The organism is Weissella sagaensis (assembly GCF_010306265.1).
GTDB classification, from domain to species: Bacteria; Bacillota; Bacilli; order Lactobacillales; family Lactobacillaceae; genus Weissella; species Weissella sagaensis.
The window spans coordinates 190,502-207,957 of record NZ_BLKA01000003.1; the positions used below are offsets into that span (position 1 = coordinate 190,502).

The 17,456-nt window shown below is 36.2% G+C and carries 14 protein-coding genes and 8 tRNA genes; 4 read left to right on the top strand and 18 right to left on the bottom strand.

From position 1 onward, the window contains the following. The first annotated feature begins 121 nt into the window (after positions 1 to 121). Positions 122 to 1,603: a hypothetical protein gene (locus G7Y65_RS04895; protein ID WP_165314683.1), complete on the top strand. Its 1,482-nt coding sequence runs from the start codon at positions 122 to 124 to the stop codon at positions 1,601 to 1,603. Between the two features lie 110 nt (positions 1,604 to 1,713). Here G7Y65_RS04895 and G7Y65_RS04900 read toward each other — a convergent pair whose 3' ends face one another. From G7Y65_RS04900 to G7Y65_RS04945, 10 genes are all read right to left on the bottom strand, one after another. Continuing rightward, on the bottom strand, positions 1,714 to 2,667 hold the full coding sequence (locus G7Y65_RS04900) for an aldo/keto reductase (RefSeq protein WP_042493056.1): 954 nt from the start codon (positions 2,665 to 2,667) through the stop codon (positions 1,714 to 1,716). A gap of 65 nt (positions 2,668 to 2,732) precedes the next feature. Further along, positions 2,733 to 3,755 (bottom strand): dTDP-glucose 4,6-dehydratase, encoded by a 1,023-nt coding sequence (rfbB, locus tag G7Y65_RS04905; protein ID WP_042493058.1) that lies wholly within the window; start codon positions 3,753 to 3,755, stop codon positions 2,733 to 2,735. A gap of 87 nt (positions 3,756 to 3,842) precedes the next feature. Next, a complete protein-coding gene (locus tag G7Y65_RS04910; protein ID WP_042493060.1) occupies positions 3,843 to 4,982 on the bottom strand; it encodes a trans-sulfuration enzyme family protein in 1,140 nt (379 codons plus the stop codon). Between the two features lie 336 nt (positions 4,983 to 5,318). Then, positions 5,319 to 6,221: a 3-hydroxyacyl-CoA dehydrogenase gene (locus G7Y65_RS04915; RefSeq protein ID WP_275669043.1), complete on the bottom strand. Its 903-nt coding sequence runs from the start codon at positions 6,219 to 6,221 to the stop codon at positions 5,319 to 5,321. Between the two features lie 212 nt (positions 6,222 to 6,433). After that, positions 6,434 to 7,540 carry an ABC transporter ATP-binding protein gene (locus G7Y65_RS04920; RefSeq protein ID WP_042493063.1) on the bottom strand — a complete coding sequence of 369 codons (1,107 nt, stop codon included), beginning with the start codon at positions 7,538 to 7,540 and terminating at the stop codon, positions 6,434 to 6,436. A gap of 43 nt (positions 7,541 to 7,583) precedes the next feature. After that, the gene (locus tag G7Y65_RS04925) at positions 7,584 to 9,425 is read right to left on the bottom strand and encodes a glycoside hydrolase family 2 protein (protein ID WP_042493065.1); all 1,842 of its coding nucleotides are present in this window, start codon (positions 9,423 to 9,425) and stop codon (positions 7,584 to 7,586) included. Between the two features lie 19 nt (positions 9,426 to 9,444). Continuing rightward, a complete protein-coding gene (locus G7Y65_RS04930; RefSeq protein ID WP_137600504.1) occupies positions 9,445 to 9,810 on the bottom strand; it encodes a hypothetical protein in 366 nt (121 codons plus the stop codon). A 6-nt stretch (positions 9,811 to 9,816) separates the two neighbouring features. Then, positions 9,817 to 10,659, bottom strand: a complete 843-nt coding sequence (locus tag G7Y65_RS04935) for a carbohydrate ABC transporter permease (protein WP_137600505.1) — start codon at positions 10,657 to 10,659, stop codon at positions 9,817 to 9,819. Positions 10,660 to 10,679: 20 nt separating this feature from the next. Continuing rightward, positions 10,680 to 11,588 (bottom strand): carbohydrate ABC transporter permease, encoded by a 909-nt coding sequence (locus G7Y65_RS04940; protein WP_081839301.1) that lies wholly within the window; start codon positions 11,586 to 11,588, stop codon positions 10,680 to 10,682. A gap of 38 nt (positions 11,589 to 11,626) precedes the next feature. Then, positions 11,627 to 12,889: an extracellular solute-binding protein gene (locus G7Y65_RS04945; protein ID WP_165314685.1), complete on the bottom strand. Its 1,263-nt coding sequence runs from the start codon at positions 12,887 to 12,889 to the stop codon at positions 11,627 to 11,629. Positions 12,890 to 13,105: 216 nt separating this feature from the next. Between G7Y65_RS04945 and G7Y65_RS04950 the strand changes: the two genes are divergently transcribed. Both G7Y65_RS04950 and G7Y65_RS04955 read left to right on the top strand, forming a co-directional pair. Next, the gene (locus tag G7Y65_RS04950) at positions 13,106 to 14,032 is read left to right on the top strand and encodes an ArsR/SmtB family transcription factor (RefSeq protein WP_042493070.1); all 927 of its coding nucleotides are present in this window, start codon (positions 13,106 to 13,108) and stop codon (positions 14,030 to 14,032) included. Positions 14,033 to 14,043: 11 nt separating this feature from the next. Continuing rightward, positions 14,044 to 14,775: an alpha/beta hydrolase gene (locus G7Y65_RS04955; protein ID WP_165314686.1), complete on the top strand. Its 732-nt coding sequence runs from the start codon at positions 14,044 to 14,046 to the stop codon at positions 14,773 to 14,775. A gap of 123 nt (positions 14,776 to 14,898) precedes the next feature. On the opposite strand, the gene G7Y65_RS04960 is transcribed toward G7Y65_RS04955, so the two are convergent. The 7 genes from G7Y65_RS04960 to G7Y65_RS04990 form a co-directional block, all read right to left on the bottom strand. After that, a tRNA-Leu gene (locus G7Y65_RS04960) sits at positions 14,899 to 14,982 on the bottom strand. A gap of 41 nt (positions 14,983 to 15,023) precedes the next feature. After that, positions 15,024 to 15,107: transfer RNA gene (locus G7Y65_RS04965), tRNA-Leu, on the bottom strand. Between the two features lie 50 nt (positions 15,108 to 15,157). After that, positions 15,158 to 15,230 (bottom strand) — tRNA-His (locus tag G7Y65_RS04970). A 14-nt stretch (positions 15,231 to 15,244) separates the two neighbouring features. Beyond that, positions 15,245 to 15,315, bottom strand: a tRNA-Trp gene (locus G7Y65_RS04975). A 40-nt stretch (positions 15,316 to 15,355) separates the two neighbouring features. Next, positions 15,356 to 15,428: transfer RNA gene (locus G7Y65_RS04980), tRNA-Phe, on the bottom strand. 8 nt (positions 15,429 to 15,436) lie between these two features. After that, positions 15,437 to 15,510 (bottom strand) — tRNA-Asp (locus G7Y65_RS04985). Between the two features lie 2 nt (positions 15,511 to 15,512). Beyond that, a tRNA-Val gene (locus G7Y65_RS04990) sits at positions 15,513 to 15,585 on the bottom strand. Positions 15,586 to 15,798: 213 nt separating this feature from the next. Between G7Y65_RS04990 and G7Y65_RS04995 the strand changes: the two genes are divergently transcribed. Further along, a tRNA-Cys gene (locus tag G7Y65_RS04995) sits at positions 15,799 to 15,869 on the top strand. A 57-nt stretch (positions 15,870 to 15,926) separates the two neighbouring features. On the opposite strand, the gene G7Y65_RS05000 is transcribed toward G7Y65_RS04995, so the two are convergent. Continuing rightward, entirely contained in the window at positions 15,927 to 17,456 is a 1,530-nt protein-coding gene (locus G7Y65_RS05000; RefSeq protein ID WP_042493073.1) for a glycosyltransferase, read from the bottom strand.

Below are 17,456 nucleotides of genomic sequence, written 5' to 3' on the forward strand. Positions count from 1 at the left end.
TTGTTTTTACAATAAAAGTAACATAATTTACACTATTATAGATGATACATGACTTTTTTTGTGTTAATTTAGTTCTTAATTATACTTTAATTGCAAAAATTCTAGAGAGGGGGGCTCAGTCGTGATTGAAAAGTTTATGCCTTTTATTGATAAAGAGCGGCGTCTCGTCATTCAATTATTTGAATTTATTGAAAGTCATCGCGAACCATCACATACATTGAATGAAATAGCAGACTTTTTAGATATTAGTGTATACAAAGCTAACATAGTTAGTAAAAACGCTGTGCTCATTGCCCAACAATTTCCAGAGGTAACCCTAATTTTTGAAAATGATTGCTTATTTACAAATAACATTAATAATGCTGTCATTACAAAAATCATCAATAAACAAGCTTATAATTCACTACCTTTTCAGATTTTTTTGCATACTTTTTTAAACATGTATAATCAGTCTGATGCAGAATTTCAACAATCTGTCGGCATCAGTACTGCGACATATTTTAGACTTAAAAAGAATTTAAACAATGCCATTGGTTTAGAAAAAATTAGGCTCCTTAAAAAAAGTGAAATTTTTATGCGTTATTATATTCATACTGTTTTAGTGTATTTTTCATGTTTTGATTATTCACCCGACAGTTTAACCCAACATGCTGATTTAATTAAAATGAAACAAACTGCCAATTATGCAATGCTAGTTTGGCATATTAATCCCTCACGTAGTCAGCAAAAAAATTTCCAATACTTTGGCTTAGTGAACTTATTAAGAGCTAAAAATAACGCACCTTTATTAAAAAGTGATTTATCTTATCTTGTTACATTAACATCACAAAATGAATTGCTCTTGTTTATGAACCATCTGCATAAAAAATGGCATCTTTTAAAAGAGGATGCTGAAATCGCAACCAGATATTATATTACGTTTCTAATTACGACATACAGTTTACCCAACAAACATTTGGATTTTATACAAGAAAACACAATTAATCAAGCTGTAACCCAACGACAGATGCAGCATGTTGCCTTTCTGCTTGATAAGCAAGGTAAAAACATTGACCTTTCTGATTTACAAAACAAGTTAGCGATTGTTAATGCCCGAGTATTAAGCCCATTTTTTAAAACTGATTTATTTCACTACTCTACAAAACAAGAACATAATATAGTCCCAATGAATCCACAGGCCGATAGTCTTATTCATGAATTCACCGATATGGTGACGCACACGACGACATCACCTTTTAATGCTATTGAAATTTCTGAAATTAATAAAATTTACAGCTTAGTTGTCCTACCAAAATTAGTAATGCGTCATACAGATTTGCAAGTTCATATCGTTATTGATTTTACATCTGGTCGTATTTTAAATGATTATATTTCTGATATTTTCAACACTCTAGGAGATTTACACATTACAATTGATAAAAATGTCACTAATAATACTGAAATTTATTTAACCGACACTTTAAATCCAGAACTGTCCATTCATCAAATTGTTTGGAAAAGTAAGCCTTCTGAAAATCAGTGGCGTGCCTTTTATAATCTTATCTTTAGTATACGACAAAATAAAATCATGAATTCAAGTGAACACACAAGTCCATTTAAATAATAGGTTAAGTCCGTTATACTGAGTTGCGATAAACCACACTAGAATGACCTTTTAAATAAGCCCCCATAAGTTAGCTAACACTAACTTATGGGGGCTTATTATATGCTTTTTTATGGTAAATCATTACCTGCAGCAAAGTAAATGTCGTACCATTCTTGATGAGATAGTTGTACATTTTGCCCATCAATCATTTCAACTAAACGGCTTGGCGTCATTGAACCAAGAATCACCTGCATACTTGCTGGATGTGTCAAAATAAACGCAACCGCAATACCATTCTTAGTTGAGTGGTGCTTATCAGCAATTTCTTGCAATTTCATATTTAATTCAGGGAACTTATCATTATCAATAAAGTGGCCCTCAAACATCCCATATTGGAATGGTGACCATGCCTGAATAGTCATATTCTTCAATTGTGAATAAGGTAAAATACCACCATCATGATCAACTGAACGACTATCAGCCATATTAACATGTAGGCCAGCATCCACCATCCCTGTATGCATCACACCAAATTGCAATTGATTTGCTACCAATTTTTGGTCAACTACTGATTGAATTAACTCCACTTGCCATGGATTCATGTTAGAAACACCAAATTGTTTTACTTTACCTTGTTGGGCTAACTCATTGAAAGCTGCCGCAATTTCTTCAGGCTGCATCAACACATCTGGACGATGCAACAAGAAAACATCCAAGTAATCTGTGTCTAAGCGTGCCAATTCAGCATCAACTGAAGCAATAATATGCTCCTTTGAAAACTCATAGCGTGGCCCCAAAATACCATCATCTGCAACTGGACCTGCATCTGATAAAATACCACCCTTTGATTGCAAAATAATGTCTTCACGTGCAGCCCCAACAGCCTTTAAAGCCTTTGCCAAACTCTTAGTTGATGCACCATTTCCATAAATATCAGCTGTATCAAAAAAGTTAACGCCTTTTGATAATGCCGTCTCAACGACTTCTTGTGATTGTGCCTCGGTCTTATCACCCATACGCATAACACCCAATGCGATTTGGGGTACCATCAAACCAGAACCACCTAAATTAATTTGTGACATATTATTCACCCTCCCTGTATAGTATTCATTTTACACTTTTTTCAATACCAAAAATACGCTAATATTTATTGTTCATGCTTAGCATAATTTGCTTCAACCGCTGTTTTGTCTGCTTGCCACCAGCTTTGATGATTCTGGTACCAGCGAACTGTTTGTTGCAAGCCTGCCGTAAAATCTGTGTATTGTGGTTGCCAATTTAATTCCTGTTGTGCTTTGGTTGCATCAATTGCATAACGCAAATCATGACCAGGTCGATCGGCAACAAAATCAAAATCACACCGGTCTTGACCCATATTTTGTAAAATTAATTGTAGCACTGTTAAATTATTTAATTCTTTGTTAGCTCCCAATAAGTAGGTCGCACCAATTTCACCATGTTCTAAAATAGCCCAAATACCAGCAACATGATCCCATACATGAATCCAGTCACGTACATTTTGACCATTACCATATAATTTTGGCCGAATACCACTCAAAACATTTGTAATTTGCCGGGGTATAAATTTTTCAATATGTTGATATGGACCATAGTTATTTGATGTATTCGAAATAGTCGCTTGTAAATCAAACGACCGTACCCAGGCTCGTACTAACAAATCCGCCCCTGCTTTGGTTGCTGAATATGGCGATGACGGCCGATACTGTGAACTCGTGGTAAATTTATCGAATTTAGGTAATGTTGGTCGTAAGGGTAAGTCACCATAGACTTCATCGGTTGAAACATGATGAAAACGCACATGATATTTACGAGCCGCTTCAATCAAAGTAAACGTTCCCATTAAATTGGTCTGCATAAAAATACTAGGGTCATGTAATGCTTTATCATTATGACTTTCAGCTGCAAAATGAACAATGGCTTGTGTTTTTTGAACCAACTGATCAACTAGCTGTTTATCGTTGATATCCCCGACAACTAGTTGCACACGTTCAGTTGGTAAATCCTTTAAATTATCTGCATTACCGGCATACGTTAATTTATCTAACACCACCACATGAACATCTGGCTGATTAGCTACGACATAACGCACAAAATTTGTGCCAATAAATCCTGCCCCACCTGTTACTAAAATTTTATTGTACTTTGCCATAAACATCATCCCCAATTAGGATCATAAAAATAATTATCGTTATTTTCATCATATCATAATTGAATCAACTGCTTGAACTCGTCATACTTATGCTAACTTACGAAATGCTTGATCCAAATCTGCTAACAAATCTGCGATATCTTCAACACCTATTGATAAACGAATTAATTCATCAGTAATACCATTTTCCAAACGTTTCGCGCGTGGAATAGCCCCATGTGTCATAATCGCTGGCACTTCAATTAAACTTTCAAGCGCCCCTAAACTTTCCGCTAATGTAATAATTTTTAGCTGTTCAACAAATAATTGTGGATCTAATCCGGGCTGTAATTCAAATGAAATCATGGCTCCAAAACCATTCATTTGCTTTTTAGCCACAGCATAATCCGGATTTTTAGGATTACCCGGATAGTAAATCTTGTTAACTAATGGTTGCTTATCTAAATAATCAAACACCGCTTGGGTATTTTGCAAGTGTGCTCGCATCCGCAAACCTAATGTTTTCATTCCCCGTTGCAATAACCAACTTTCTTGGGGGGCCAAAATGCTACCAATGGCATTTTGCAAATAACCAATTTTTTCACCTAAAGCAACATCCTTGGTAACCACCAGACCCGCAATGACATCACTATGACCACCCAGATACTTTGAAGCACTATGCAACACAATATCTACCCCCATATCAAGGGGCTTTTGAATGTAAGGCGATGCAAATGTATTATCAATGATACTTAAAATATTATGACTTTTAGCAAGTGATGCAATGGCTGCAATATCAGTTACTCGTAATAATGGATTAGTTGGCGTTTCCAAATAAACGGCTTTCGTTTGTGGCGTAATTGCTTGTTCAACTGCCTGTAAATCACGTGTATCAACAACCGTAAATGTCATCCCAAAGCGCTTTAATACAGCGTCAATTAGTCGAAATGTCCCACCATACACATCGTTACCGACAATGATATGATTACCAACAGAAAAAAGTGAAAAAACTGTATTAATGGCTGCTGAGCCAGATGCAAAAGCAAAACCTGCCGTTCCATCCTCTAAATCAGCAATTAGTTTTTCAACAGCTTCTCTTGTCGGATTCCCTGACCGTGAATATTCATATTTACTTGCCCCGATTGTCTGCTGATGAAACGTTGATGCCATATAAATTGGGATTGACGTTGCCCCTGTAAATTCGTCTTCGCTAATACCACCATGAATCAATTTTGTATCAAATTCCATTATTAATTACCCCATTTTTTATATTATGAACAAAAAAAGAGCCCGATATCCTGCTTTACATACAGAAATCGCGCTCTTAGCTTAATATCAACCTTATATTTATTAGTGTTGTGTTATATTTCTCAAAAAACACGACACTTAACAGGCCGAACATCGCAAAAACGCGTTGCTCGACAAAAACATACTGTTAAGTTTCGTAGTGATTGACTCATTATAACCCCTCCAATTACTAATTGCCTCAAGTCTATCGAGATGTCGCTTACTTGTCAAGACTTATAAAAAAAGCAAGTCTGATTCAGTATCAGACTTGCTATAAAGCTAATTCATAAATTATTTTTATTTCAAGAAATCATCTTGTGTAAATTCAGGATTTGGATAAGTATAGAAGCCTTCACCTGCAGCAGCACCCGTCTTGCCAGCATCAATCATTTCCTTCAATGCTTTGACAATGCGTGCTTGTTCTTCGTCATCTTCAGCTTTCGCCAATGACAAATTATATGGTGTGTTCAAGCCAACGACATCAAGAATTGCAAATGGTCCTTGTGGTGCACCAGTTGCAATCATCCATGACTTATCAATCGTATGTGGATCAGCCACCCCATTAACCCATAGCTTTTGGGCAGCATCCAACAATGGTACCAACAAAGAATTTAAAATATAACCATGTTGTTCTTTATACAAGCGGAATGGGACCATACGAATATCCTTAGCAAAAGCAACCAACTCGTCTAAATATTCATCGGCAGTTCCTGCATGTCCCATAATTTCGGCGTTATTATTCTTCCAAATTTGGTTAGCAAAATGAATAGCCAAAAACTTTTCAGGTCGATCAACATATTCCACAAATTGTGAAGGCAAAAATGTTGATGAATTCGTCGCAAAAATTGTCTTTTCAGGTGCTACCTCTGATAATTGCGTGTAATAATCAGCTTTAATTTTTACACTTTCTGGAATTGCTTCAATAACTAAATCTGCATCAGCGACTGCTTGTGCTAAATCTGTATTAAATGACATACGCTCAATGACAGCCGTTGCTTTATCACCATCATCATAAAATGCTTGATATTCCGGTACATGGCTAGCTAATAATTCTTTTGCGTGCGCAATTGCTGCATCATTAATATCATACAATGTGACATTAAATCCTGAAAAAGCCGTTTGGAAAGCAATTTGACTTCCCAATACACCACCACCTGCAATAGTAACATTTTTGATTGTCATGTTAATTCCTCCTAATATCCTTTTCTGAATAGAAAAAATAATCCTCTAAAATTAATTATAGCTTAAATATTTTTAACATCCTAATAATATGCATTATCTAATAAAAAAGCATGTATTAAAAAAACGAACATGTATTGCTTATTAGCGCCATGTTCGTTTTTATTATCCTTATAAAGGGCTGACGATTCAGCCTTTATTATTCGGATTTACATTTTATCTTAACTATTACATTAATATACAGAAACTTCTGTCTCGGGATCGAAGAAATGTGCACGATTTAAATCAAAACCAATGTTAAATTGTTCACCTGTCTTCTTAAAATCACGTGCATCAACTTTCGCAACTACTTCAGTATCACCAATCTTACTATAAAGTTGTGTTTCCGCACCAAGTAACTCTGAAACAACGACTGTAGCAGGCACTACTGCATTAGGAAATGTTTCCAAAAATGTATTTTCAGTATGCATATGCTCAGGTCGAATACCAAAGACAAGTTCTTTACCTTGATAACCTTTATTATTCAATGTCTTTAAACAACCTGCAGGCACTTCCAAGGTAAAGTTTCCATCATTCTCACGAATCTTGTCATCTTGTAAAGTCACATGGAAGAAATTCATTGCTGGGGCACCAATAAAGCTTCCAACGAATACATTAGTTGGATTATCGTAAACCTCTTGTGGTGTACCAATTTGTTGGACTTTTCCATCCTTCATGACAACAATACGATCAGCCATTGTCATCGCTTCAGTTTGGTCGTGTGTTACATAAATAGTTGTTGTCTTCAACCGTTGATGTAACTTGGCAATTTCAGCACGCATTGAAATACGTAACTTAGCATCCAAGTTTGATAGAGGCTCATCCATTAAGAAAATGGGTGCATCACGTACTATTGAACGTCCCAAAGCAACACGTTGTCGTTGGCCACCTGATAAGGCAGATGGCTTACGCTTCAAATATTCTGTTAAGCCAAGAATTTCAGCAGCATTTTTAACACGTTGATCAATTTCGCTCTTATCATACTTACGAAGTTTCAACCCAAATGCCATATTGTCATACACCGACATATGAGGATACAAAGCATAATTTTGGAAAACCATCGCAATATCACGATCTTTAGGTGATTCATCATTAACAATTTGATCGTCAATTTTTAGTTCACCCTGTGAAATATCTTCCAATCCAGCAATCATGCGTAATGTTGTTGACTTACCACAACCTGATGGGCCAACGAATACGATAAATTCTTGATCCTTAATATGCAAGTTAAAGTCTGTAACTGAGTAATCCGCCGCGTTATCATACTTTTTGTAAATATGATCTAATGCAATTTGAACCATTAGAAAATCACCTTGTTCCTTCTATAAATTTCTTAATGAACTATTAATTCATGTCAGTATCTAAAATATCTGCAATTTCAATATCTTTTTGGGGAGCATCAACAAAAGCACGAATGAAGAATTCATTAGCTTTCTTAATAACTTCAGGATCCACCTTTGGCTGACGGTCAACGGTCAACAAACCATTCACCTCTTGCTCAGTATCCGTTAGTTGTGTATAGACAATCCCATTTAAACTATGTGATTTAGCAACTGCCTTCATAATTCGTTGGTATTCACTGATAAATTCTTCATCACTTTTAGCACCAGTGTAGCCCCATCCCTTATCAGCATCTTGTTTGTTATAACCAATACCACCAAATTCAGTTAATAAGATTGGCTGGCCTTGATACTTAAAGCCTTCAGCAAAAATGTCCCATACTGGTGGATTACGAATGATACTCTCCCATGAATGCAATGTTTCTTGATAATAGTCATAGGTTTCTTTATCATCCTTAGTACCATGAGCATAATTGTGCACAGCACAGATATCTGTTTCCGTTTGTGCCCAACCATCATTTGACTGTACCAAACGTGTTGTGTCTAATGAATGAATCAAATGATACATCGCCTGCGTAAAGTGTTGTTGTTGTCGGTCAATATGAACTTGTGGGACACCCCAACTTTCATTAATCGGTACCCAAGTAACAATTGATGGATGGTTATAGTCACGTTCAATAATTTCTAGCCATTCTTTATACAAAGTTGCTTCAGCCTTTTGTGTGAATACTGGTGCTGCGGCACATTCACCCCAGCAAATAAATCCCATTTTATCAGCCCAGTAAAGATATCTTGGATCTTCAACTTTTTGATGAATACGGGCACCATTAAAGCCCATTTTTTTAGCTAAACTAATATCTTTTTTGAAAGATTCATCACTTGGTGCAGTCAATAGTCCTTCTGGCCAATATCCTTGGTTAAGCACTAACTTTTGATAGTATGGACGATTGTTTAAATAAGTCATGCCATTCGCCGTATGAATTTTACGCATACCAAAATATGAACTAACTTTATCAGTTACTGCATCTGGTGCTGTTGTCTCAAAATCAACGGTAAATAAATTAGGATGCTCCGGTGTCCAAAGCCAGCCTTCATTGTGATAACCCATTCGGAAAATGTGATTACCTAAAATATTGATCCCCCATTCAAAAGTACTATCTTCAGGATAGATGGTTACCTTTGTTAGCAAGTCGTCACCAAATTTGATATTTGCAGTAACGCCCGTCCCAGGAATGAAATTATCAATTTCACCAGAAATTTCTACAATACCCTTATCAATATCTGTCACATATTTAACACTTGCTAAATTAGTAACTGGCTTTTTTTCTAGCCAAACGGTTTGCCAAATACCTGTCGTATTTGTATACCAAATACCTGTACTCTCACCGGTCCAATTTTGCTTACCACGCGTTAATTCTTCATCACGAATTGGGTCATCCGCACGGACTGTCATGACATGATTGGCACCATCTTTTACAAAATTTGTAATATCAAACGAAAAGCTAGTATGACCACCAGAATGTGTACCAACATGTTGACCATCAATCCAAACATCAGCTTTAAAATCGACGGCCCCAAAATGGAGAATGGTTACCTCATCAGTTGACTGGTCTGTTTGAAAATGACGTTGATACCAAACAACACTATGTTCACTTTGATCGTCAATACCACTTAATTGTGTTTGATAGGCAAAAGGAACTTCAATCTTTTGCGTTAACTTCTCTTGTTGGTACCATTGATCTTTAATCCCCTGATTTTGGTCATCAAAATCAAAGTCCCAACTACCATTGAGGTTTGTCCAATTTTCACGTTGAAATTGCGGTTGCGGGTATTCTGTTCGATACATATCGTTCCTACTTTCTCTTTTATGAATTAACAAGTTTTTGTTTTTTTCTCTTTAAACTAATAATTATTGTTGTTGGTACCAATAAAGCTACCGTAACAACATCCATGCAAAAATATGCAATAATCACTTCAATAATCAAAATTGGCAACACCCATTTATTAATTTCTTTTTCTTTTAAGAAATATTTAGCGAATAATAGGTTAACTAAACCAGCTAGAATAAACAACGTTCCAACTAATCCACTCAATGAACTTACTGGCAATAAAGTTTCAGTTGTTGTCGTACTGGCATCAAACATTCCTAACCCTATCGTTAATGCACCATCAATAAATTGCCAAACTGCAGCAATTAGTAATAGTTTTTTATCCCAGTTTCTTTCTAACATATATAATTATCCCTTCACACCTACTGACAAAGACATTGATTGCAAGAAATACTTTTGTGCGACTAGATATAATATAAACGTTGGAATGATAGCAATGATTGCACCTGCCATCAAAGTTGGAATATCAGCAACATACATTCCCTGCAATAATTTCAAACCAGGTGTAATCGGCATCTTATTAATATCTGAAAATACAATTGATGGCCACAAGAAATCATTCCATGAACCGGTAAATGTAAACAACGCAACAACAAACAAGACAGGCTTAATTAATGGCAAAATAATAATTCTAAAGATTTGCCAATCACTTGCCCCGTCAATTCGAGCAGCTTCATCATAAGCAAGTGGAATATTATCCATAAACTGACGAACTAGGAAAATATTAAATGCCCCCGTTGCAGCTGGGAAGATCATTGCCCATGGTGTATTTGCCCAACCTAGCAATGTCATAATTTTGTATAGCGGGATGATGTTCATTACGGGTGGAAACATCATGGTCGCTAACAAAAAGATGAACAAGACATTTCTTCCTTTGAATCGCAAACGCGAAAAGGCAAATGCTGATAATGAGGTGACAATTAATACTAAAATTGTTGAACCACCTGAAATGACAATTGAGTTTAAGAACCAGCGGAACACTGGTGTATTTGCTGTATTTTGTAATAAATCTGAATAATTTGTTAATATCCAATTGATTGGTAGAAACTTAAATCCAACTGATTGCATTTCAATATTACTTTTAAATGATGACATCACACCGTATAGCAATGGCATAATCCAAATAATACTTAATAGAATCAAAAAGATAAACGATAACCACTGTGATGCACCTTGCTTCTTATTTTTCATGATTTCTTTACCTTCCTACATCAATCTTTATTTCTCAACAAGAATAGTTGAACCATGGATACGATCATAATGCAGATACCCAAAATAACTGACATTGCTGAAGAAATTCCAGCTAACGATTGTCCTGATCCAAACGCATTTTGTTGCACATTCATCATCAAAACGGTCGTAGAGCCGTTTGGTCCACCGTTTGTCAACATTAATGGTTGTCCATAAATATTGAATTGTGCAATCGTTGTTGTCACAATCGTAAATAGCAACTGACCACGAATACTTGGTAAAGTAATATGAACAAATTTCTTCCAACTTGAAGCACCATCAATATCTGCTGCTTCATAGTAGTCTTGTGGAATACCGTTTAAAGCTGCTTGATAAATGATCATATTACCACCAATTGTCCACCAAACTGTTAGCACGACAATTGTAATCCATGCCCATGGTTGCGTACCTGTCCAAACCTGATTCCAATTAAACAATGTATTCAAGGGACCATAATTAGGATTAAAAATCAATGACCACACAATAACCACGGCAGAAATTGAAAATAAACTTGGTAAGTAGAATAATCCTTGGAAGAATTTTGCAAATTTTGGTTTTGTATTTAACATTACGGCTAGTGATAATGGCACTAACACACAGAATGGTACTGAAATCAAAACGAACAAAATTGTATGCCATAAACCACTCGTTAATTGATCATGAAAAATAGAGTTTGAAAACAAAATATTTTTAAAATTATCCAAACCAACAAAGACTGGTGTTCGAACTAAATCCCATTTTGTAAAAGCAATATAAATCCCAAAAATTAGCGGTATGAAGAAAAAAATCGTAAAAATCGCTAAATGCGGCAATAGATAAACAAATGGATGGCTGCGCGTACGCTTATGCTTACTCACTTGCTCATGTGACTTTAAAGAAACTTCTGCCATTAGTATGTAACTCCCTCTTAATTTTTATAGACCTTACTTTAATTTGTCATTTGTGCATCAACTTCATCCTGCACAGTATTTTGCATTTTCTTCAAATATTGTGAAACGCTTGTCTTATTAAAGACAGCATCGTAAGCATATCGATCCAAATAATCAGCTAAGTAACCATTGTAGCGATAATTAAAGATTGTCATTGAATCTTGTTCAACCTTATTTGTTAACAAAAACGATTGTTGCATCTTAAGGTATTTTGGATCTTTAGTAATTGCGAGTGACGCTGGATTTTGCCCTGATTCAGCCCACTTTATTGAGTGTGTTCGAACCCAGTTAACAAAGGCTAACGTGCCTTCTGTCCTTGCTTGATCACGCTTGGGTTGCTTCAATAGAACGAATTGATGACTTGATGACCAATTAACAATTTTCTTTGGATCAGAAGATAATTGTGGTGCATTGGTAACACCATAATCAATATCACTTTCTTTAATCTGATTATTCATCCAAATTCCTTCAGGAAGAAAGATTTGCTTACCTGTCAAAAATAGTTGCATGGGATCATCCCCATCTTGTGTGGTAATTTTTTTATCATGCATATCCTTATAAAAATTAACAACACGACGTGACGTCTTATTATTTAAATCAGGATCTTTCCCATTCTTGGTTAATTCGCCCCCCATTTGACCGTACAATGATAGGAACAATGGTTTCCACCATGTTAATCCCATACCTGCGATATCATCTTTTTGTGATTTTTTACCTGCGGCCTTAATTTCATCAAAAGTCACAATGTTATCGTCCAATGCATGTGGTGCATATTTCTGAACTAATTTTTTATTGTAGTACATGAATGATGTGTGAATATCTAACGGCACACCATAACGTTTTCCTTGATAAGCACCATTTACCCAAGCTTCTGGTACATAATTATCTTTGTTGATGCCTGAAAATTTTTTTAGATAGGGATTATAACTATCTAGTAACCCATTATTCACGTAGTCTTTAATTCGTTCTACGTGGACAATTTGTAAATCCGGAATACCTTTCTTAGAATTCACAATAGTTGGGATTTTTGAATACATATTGCTTTCTGTTAGCGATACATTCTTAACCCGATACTTTGGATTTGTCTTATTATATTGATTAACAAAACTTTGCATACTAGTCCCATCCGGCCCAGTAAACGGATTCCAAAAAATAATTTCTTTGGTGTCATCTGCATGAACTGCTGTACTTGTCCACCCTGTTAATCCAAGTGATACAGCAATAGATGTCACGATTACACCCCAAAAATGTGACTTTTTCATAAAATTCCCCTCTTAAACTAAGTACCTAATAAAATGTTTAACATTTAGCTTAACTTCCTAACAGTTGTATTATCTGCCCAACTTGTAAGCGCTGTCAACGTTGTTATGACAGTATGCAGCCATTATTAATAATAACGGGAACATCATTGACACACTTGCTGAAAATTCGTATGATAGTTAACAAAATAGTTAACTATCATGAAAAGAGGGGTTTTTATGGATATTGACACTAGCATTAACTATCTACCTGTTTATCAAGCACTAGATTCTCCAGTTCGCTTAGAGATGATTGACATTATCTCGCATGAAAAAGTAACGGCAACACAATTAGCGAAGCGTATGAATATTAGTAAAGCTGCCATTTCTAAAAACTTACATATTTTGGAAAATGCAAATATTATTAAGTTTCAAAAGGGAACCGATAATCGTCAAAACGTTCCCTGTGTGAACATTGATAAAATTTCCATTAATTTCCCACAACAGATTTTTCCAGATTATTATAAAAAAAGTTATGATATTCCGATTGGTAATTATTTTGCCATTGAAGATGTGGCCCCTTCCTGTGGGTTGGCCACAAATACAGAAGTCATTACACCAATGGATGATATGAATGTCTTTTTTAGTACACATCGTTTCCAGGCCCAAATATTATGGTTTACACAAGGCAGCATTGAATATATTATTCCTAATGAAATTCCAGAAAATGGCAAAATTGAATTGTTAGAATTTGATATCGAAATGGCTAGCGAATTTCCAATGTCTAACAACAGTTGGCATTCTAAAATTGGTTTTTGGCTAAATGATAAATTTATTGGTTCAACTGAATTACCTGGTAATTATTCTGATGTACAAGGCCGTTACACACCAGATTGGTGGCCAAAAAAATTCAGTCAGTACGGCCTATTAAATCATATTCGAATTGGGGAATTAGATACGTCCATTGATAGCGTCAGTATCTCTAATGTTAATATTAATGATCTTGAATTAGATAAGACACGCCGGTTAACTTTAAAAATGGCCGTTTTACCCATGGATAATGATACATATGGGGGACTAACATTATTTGGTAGTGATTTTGGGAATCATCCACAAAATATCAAGGCAACCGTCTTTTACTCACAAAATGATCATAGCGTAAATTAAAGGGGGATATTATGGCACATATACAAATCACACGTTTTTCAAGCACTCTGCAAACACACATGAATATTGGTGTTATACTCCCCGACCAACTACCACAGGCACCTTTAGACACTATCTGGTTATTACATGGCCTTGGTGAAAATGGTACTTGCTGGCCTACTCGGACAACAATTGAAAATCTTGCACTAAATTATCAAGTGGCGATTATTATGCCTAACGTTGATCGTAGTTTTTATATGGATGAAATAAATGGTCTACCTTACTGGACTTATTTTACAAAAGAATTAATGCCTGAAATGCAACATTTGTTGCCGTTAAACAGTCATCGCGAAAATAATTTCATTATTGGTAATTCTATGGGGGGCTTTGGTGCTTTAAAACTCGGTTTTAGTCATCCGGAATTATTTAGCTATGTTGCGGCCCTATCACCTGTCATTAATTTAACTGATGTTATACCAATTATGCCTGATATTAAGCGTGTTTTTGGTGATGAAATCCCAGAAGACTATCTACAAAGTCTAGCGCAAACAGCTAAAATAGATGATTTAAAAGCCATTAAATGGTACCGCACCATTGGTGAAAGCGATTTTTTAAAACCTGCAAATGATCAGTTCACTCATTTTATGACCAAACATCAACTGGATGATCATTATCATGTCTCACCCGGTAATCATGATTGGTTTTTTTTGGAAAAAGAAATTCAAAATGTTTTGGCTTGGTTACCATTAAAACAAAATGTTTAAAGCAGGCTGCATGACTTGAACCGATCATTAAAGAGACGTTAGTGAAGTGTATCTGACTAACGTCTTTTTTAATGCAACAAAAAAACTCGACAAATCCATAAATGAACCTGTCGAGTATTAGAATGCCGTCGATGGGGGTCGAACCCATACTCCCTTGCGAGAACTGGATTTTGAGTCCAGCGCGTCTGCCAATTCCGCCACAACGGCATATAATAATTAAATAAGCAATTTGACCATATCTGGTTAAATGCCGTCGATGGGGGTCGAACCCATACTCCCTTGCGAGAACTGGATTTTGAGTCCAGCGCGTCTGCCAATTCCGCCACAACGGCATATCTAATTATTATATATATTAAAATAAAAAGTTATCACTAACTTTAAGGGCGGTAGATGGGGATCGAACCCACGCGTGCCGGTACCACAAACCGGTGTGTTAACCACTTCACCACTACCGCCATCATCAATTAAACAGGGGTAGAGGGAGTCGAACCCCCACCGACGGTTTTGGAGACCGTTGTTCTACCATTAAACTATACCCCTATTTGAAGATGGTTATTTGATAATACATCGTATTATCAAATGGCGCGGGGCGGAATCGAACCGTCGACACTACGAGCTTCAATCGTATGCTCTACCAACTGAGCTACCGCGCCATTATAAACGGTCACAACGGGATTCGAACCCGTGATCTTTCGCGTGACAGGCGAACGTCCTAACCAACTAGACCATGCGACCAATGGACGTTACAGGGATCGAACCTGTGACCCCCTGCTTGTAAGGCAGGTGCTCTCCCAGCTGAGCTAAACGTACAACAGAAATAATTATACCTATATTTCACTTTATTGGCAACCCCCTAAACCATGTATCTTTTATATTTAATATATAATTTGAAATATTTCTTTATTAAAAACCACCAAATGAACAAATTTTTACAAAAAAACGTTTGATTATCTTTTCTGTGTTATTATACAATTGCATGTTTACTAAATTTCCCCTATAATATGTAATTGTGGTAGTAATTACGGTAGTGTAGCCAAGTGGTAAGGCAACGGTCTGCAAAACCGTCATCACGGGTTCGATTCCCGCCACTACCTTAAACAAAAAGGACAAATTGACAGTGTCGCGTCAGCTTGTCCTTTTTGTTTTGTCTTTTATTTTAAAACGTTCTGCCACATTATCGTCATTTTATCATCAGCAAATGCTTGGGCTTTTTCATATGCCGCCGTCGACATTTGTGACCATAAATTATCATCTGATAGCAACGTCACAACTTTTTGTGCCATCGTATTGTTAGACCCATCTGGCACAATATAGCCATTAACACCATCTGCCACCAATACATGTGCACCATACGGCACATCATAAACAATTGCAGGTACACCACCACCCATTGCTTCAACTAAATTCATACCAAAAGATTCAGCGATAGATGGTTGCAAAATTACTTGTGCTTGCTGGTATGCTTGCTGTAACTTTTCTTCATTGACATAGCCACCAAACGTCACATGATCAGTAACCTCTAATTTTTGTGCCAATGTTTGCAAATTGTCCATAATATCCTGTGATGCGGCATAGCCGTAGTATACAAGCGTTGCATCCGGTATTGTCTTAACGACCTTAGCTAATACACGTAAAGCTTGATCAGGTCGTTTTTCTGGTGATAGACGGCCAACGTAAATTAATTGATGTGATGGTTGCTTTTGTAAAGTAACCGGCGCTTTATTTAAAGTTACTGGTGACAATGAAATATCAGGCGCCACTTTAATCGATAACGCTGGATAACGACTTGCTAAATCCTTTTGCTGGCTCACCGTAGATACTAATATTGCTGTAAAAGCACCCCCAAAGCGTTCCAATACATTAGTATAAGCATCATATAATTTACCCCGTACTGGATGTTTTACGTTTCCAACATGAATCCCGTGTAAGTAGGCATATTTATGTACAGTCCCTTGCACTGCTGCAACAATATGGTCCAATCCACGACGATCAGAAATTAAAGTTACGTCTGGCTGCTGACGAGCAATTTCATTTAAAAAGAATAAAAATAATTGTTCTTGCGAATTAAAGCGATAATCATGTCCTAAATAGTTTTTCAATTTATACATACTAGGCAATAATTGACCGTTAACATTCATATGCGTAATTTCAATAACAGGATCACCAGCTAAATTCAAAAACTGTTGTACAGCAAGTTGACCATCTGGATGGAAATAATCGACTGATGATTTAAATCCTCGCCAATCAAAGTTTTCACGTACTGTGATATTATCAGCACGATCATAATAGGTGATATCATTCACCAGACCAACCGTTGCTGGCATAACATTAATACGCGCAATAACCCGTCCTTTGTCTTCGACTGTTGAATAATTTGGCCCATGACCAACGATATGATATCGATCAAGCGGTAATTGCGGTAATAAACGTAAGTGCTGTTTTTTGCGTGGGACATTGGTTGTTCCTTGAAAATAATCATACATATTCAACACTTCATCATTATTTAAACCAATCGCTGCAGCATCACGATTTAAAAAACGGTTATAATCTCGCGTCACATAAGCCGCTTGATCTAAACGATTTTGTTGATATTCACGATTGAAAAATTGCACTCGTTTAGCTTGAGCATGCTCGGTTCCAGAGTTATAGGCAAATATGTTTTCACTCACAAAATAATACAT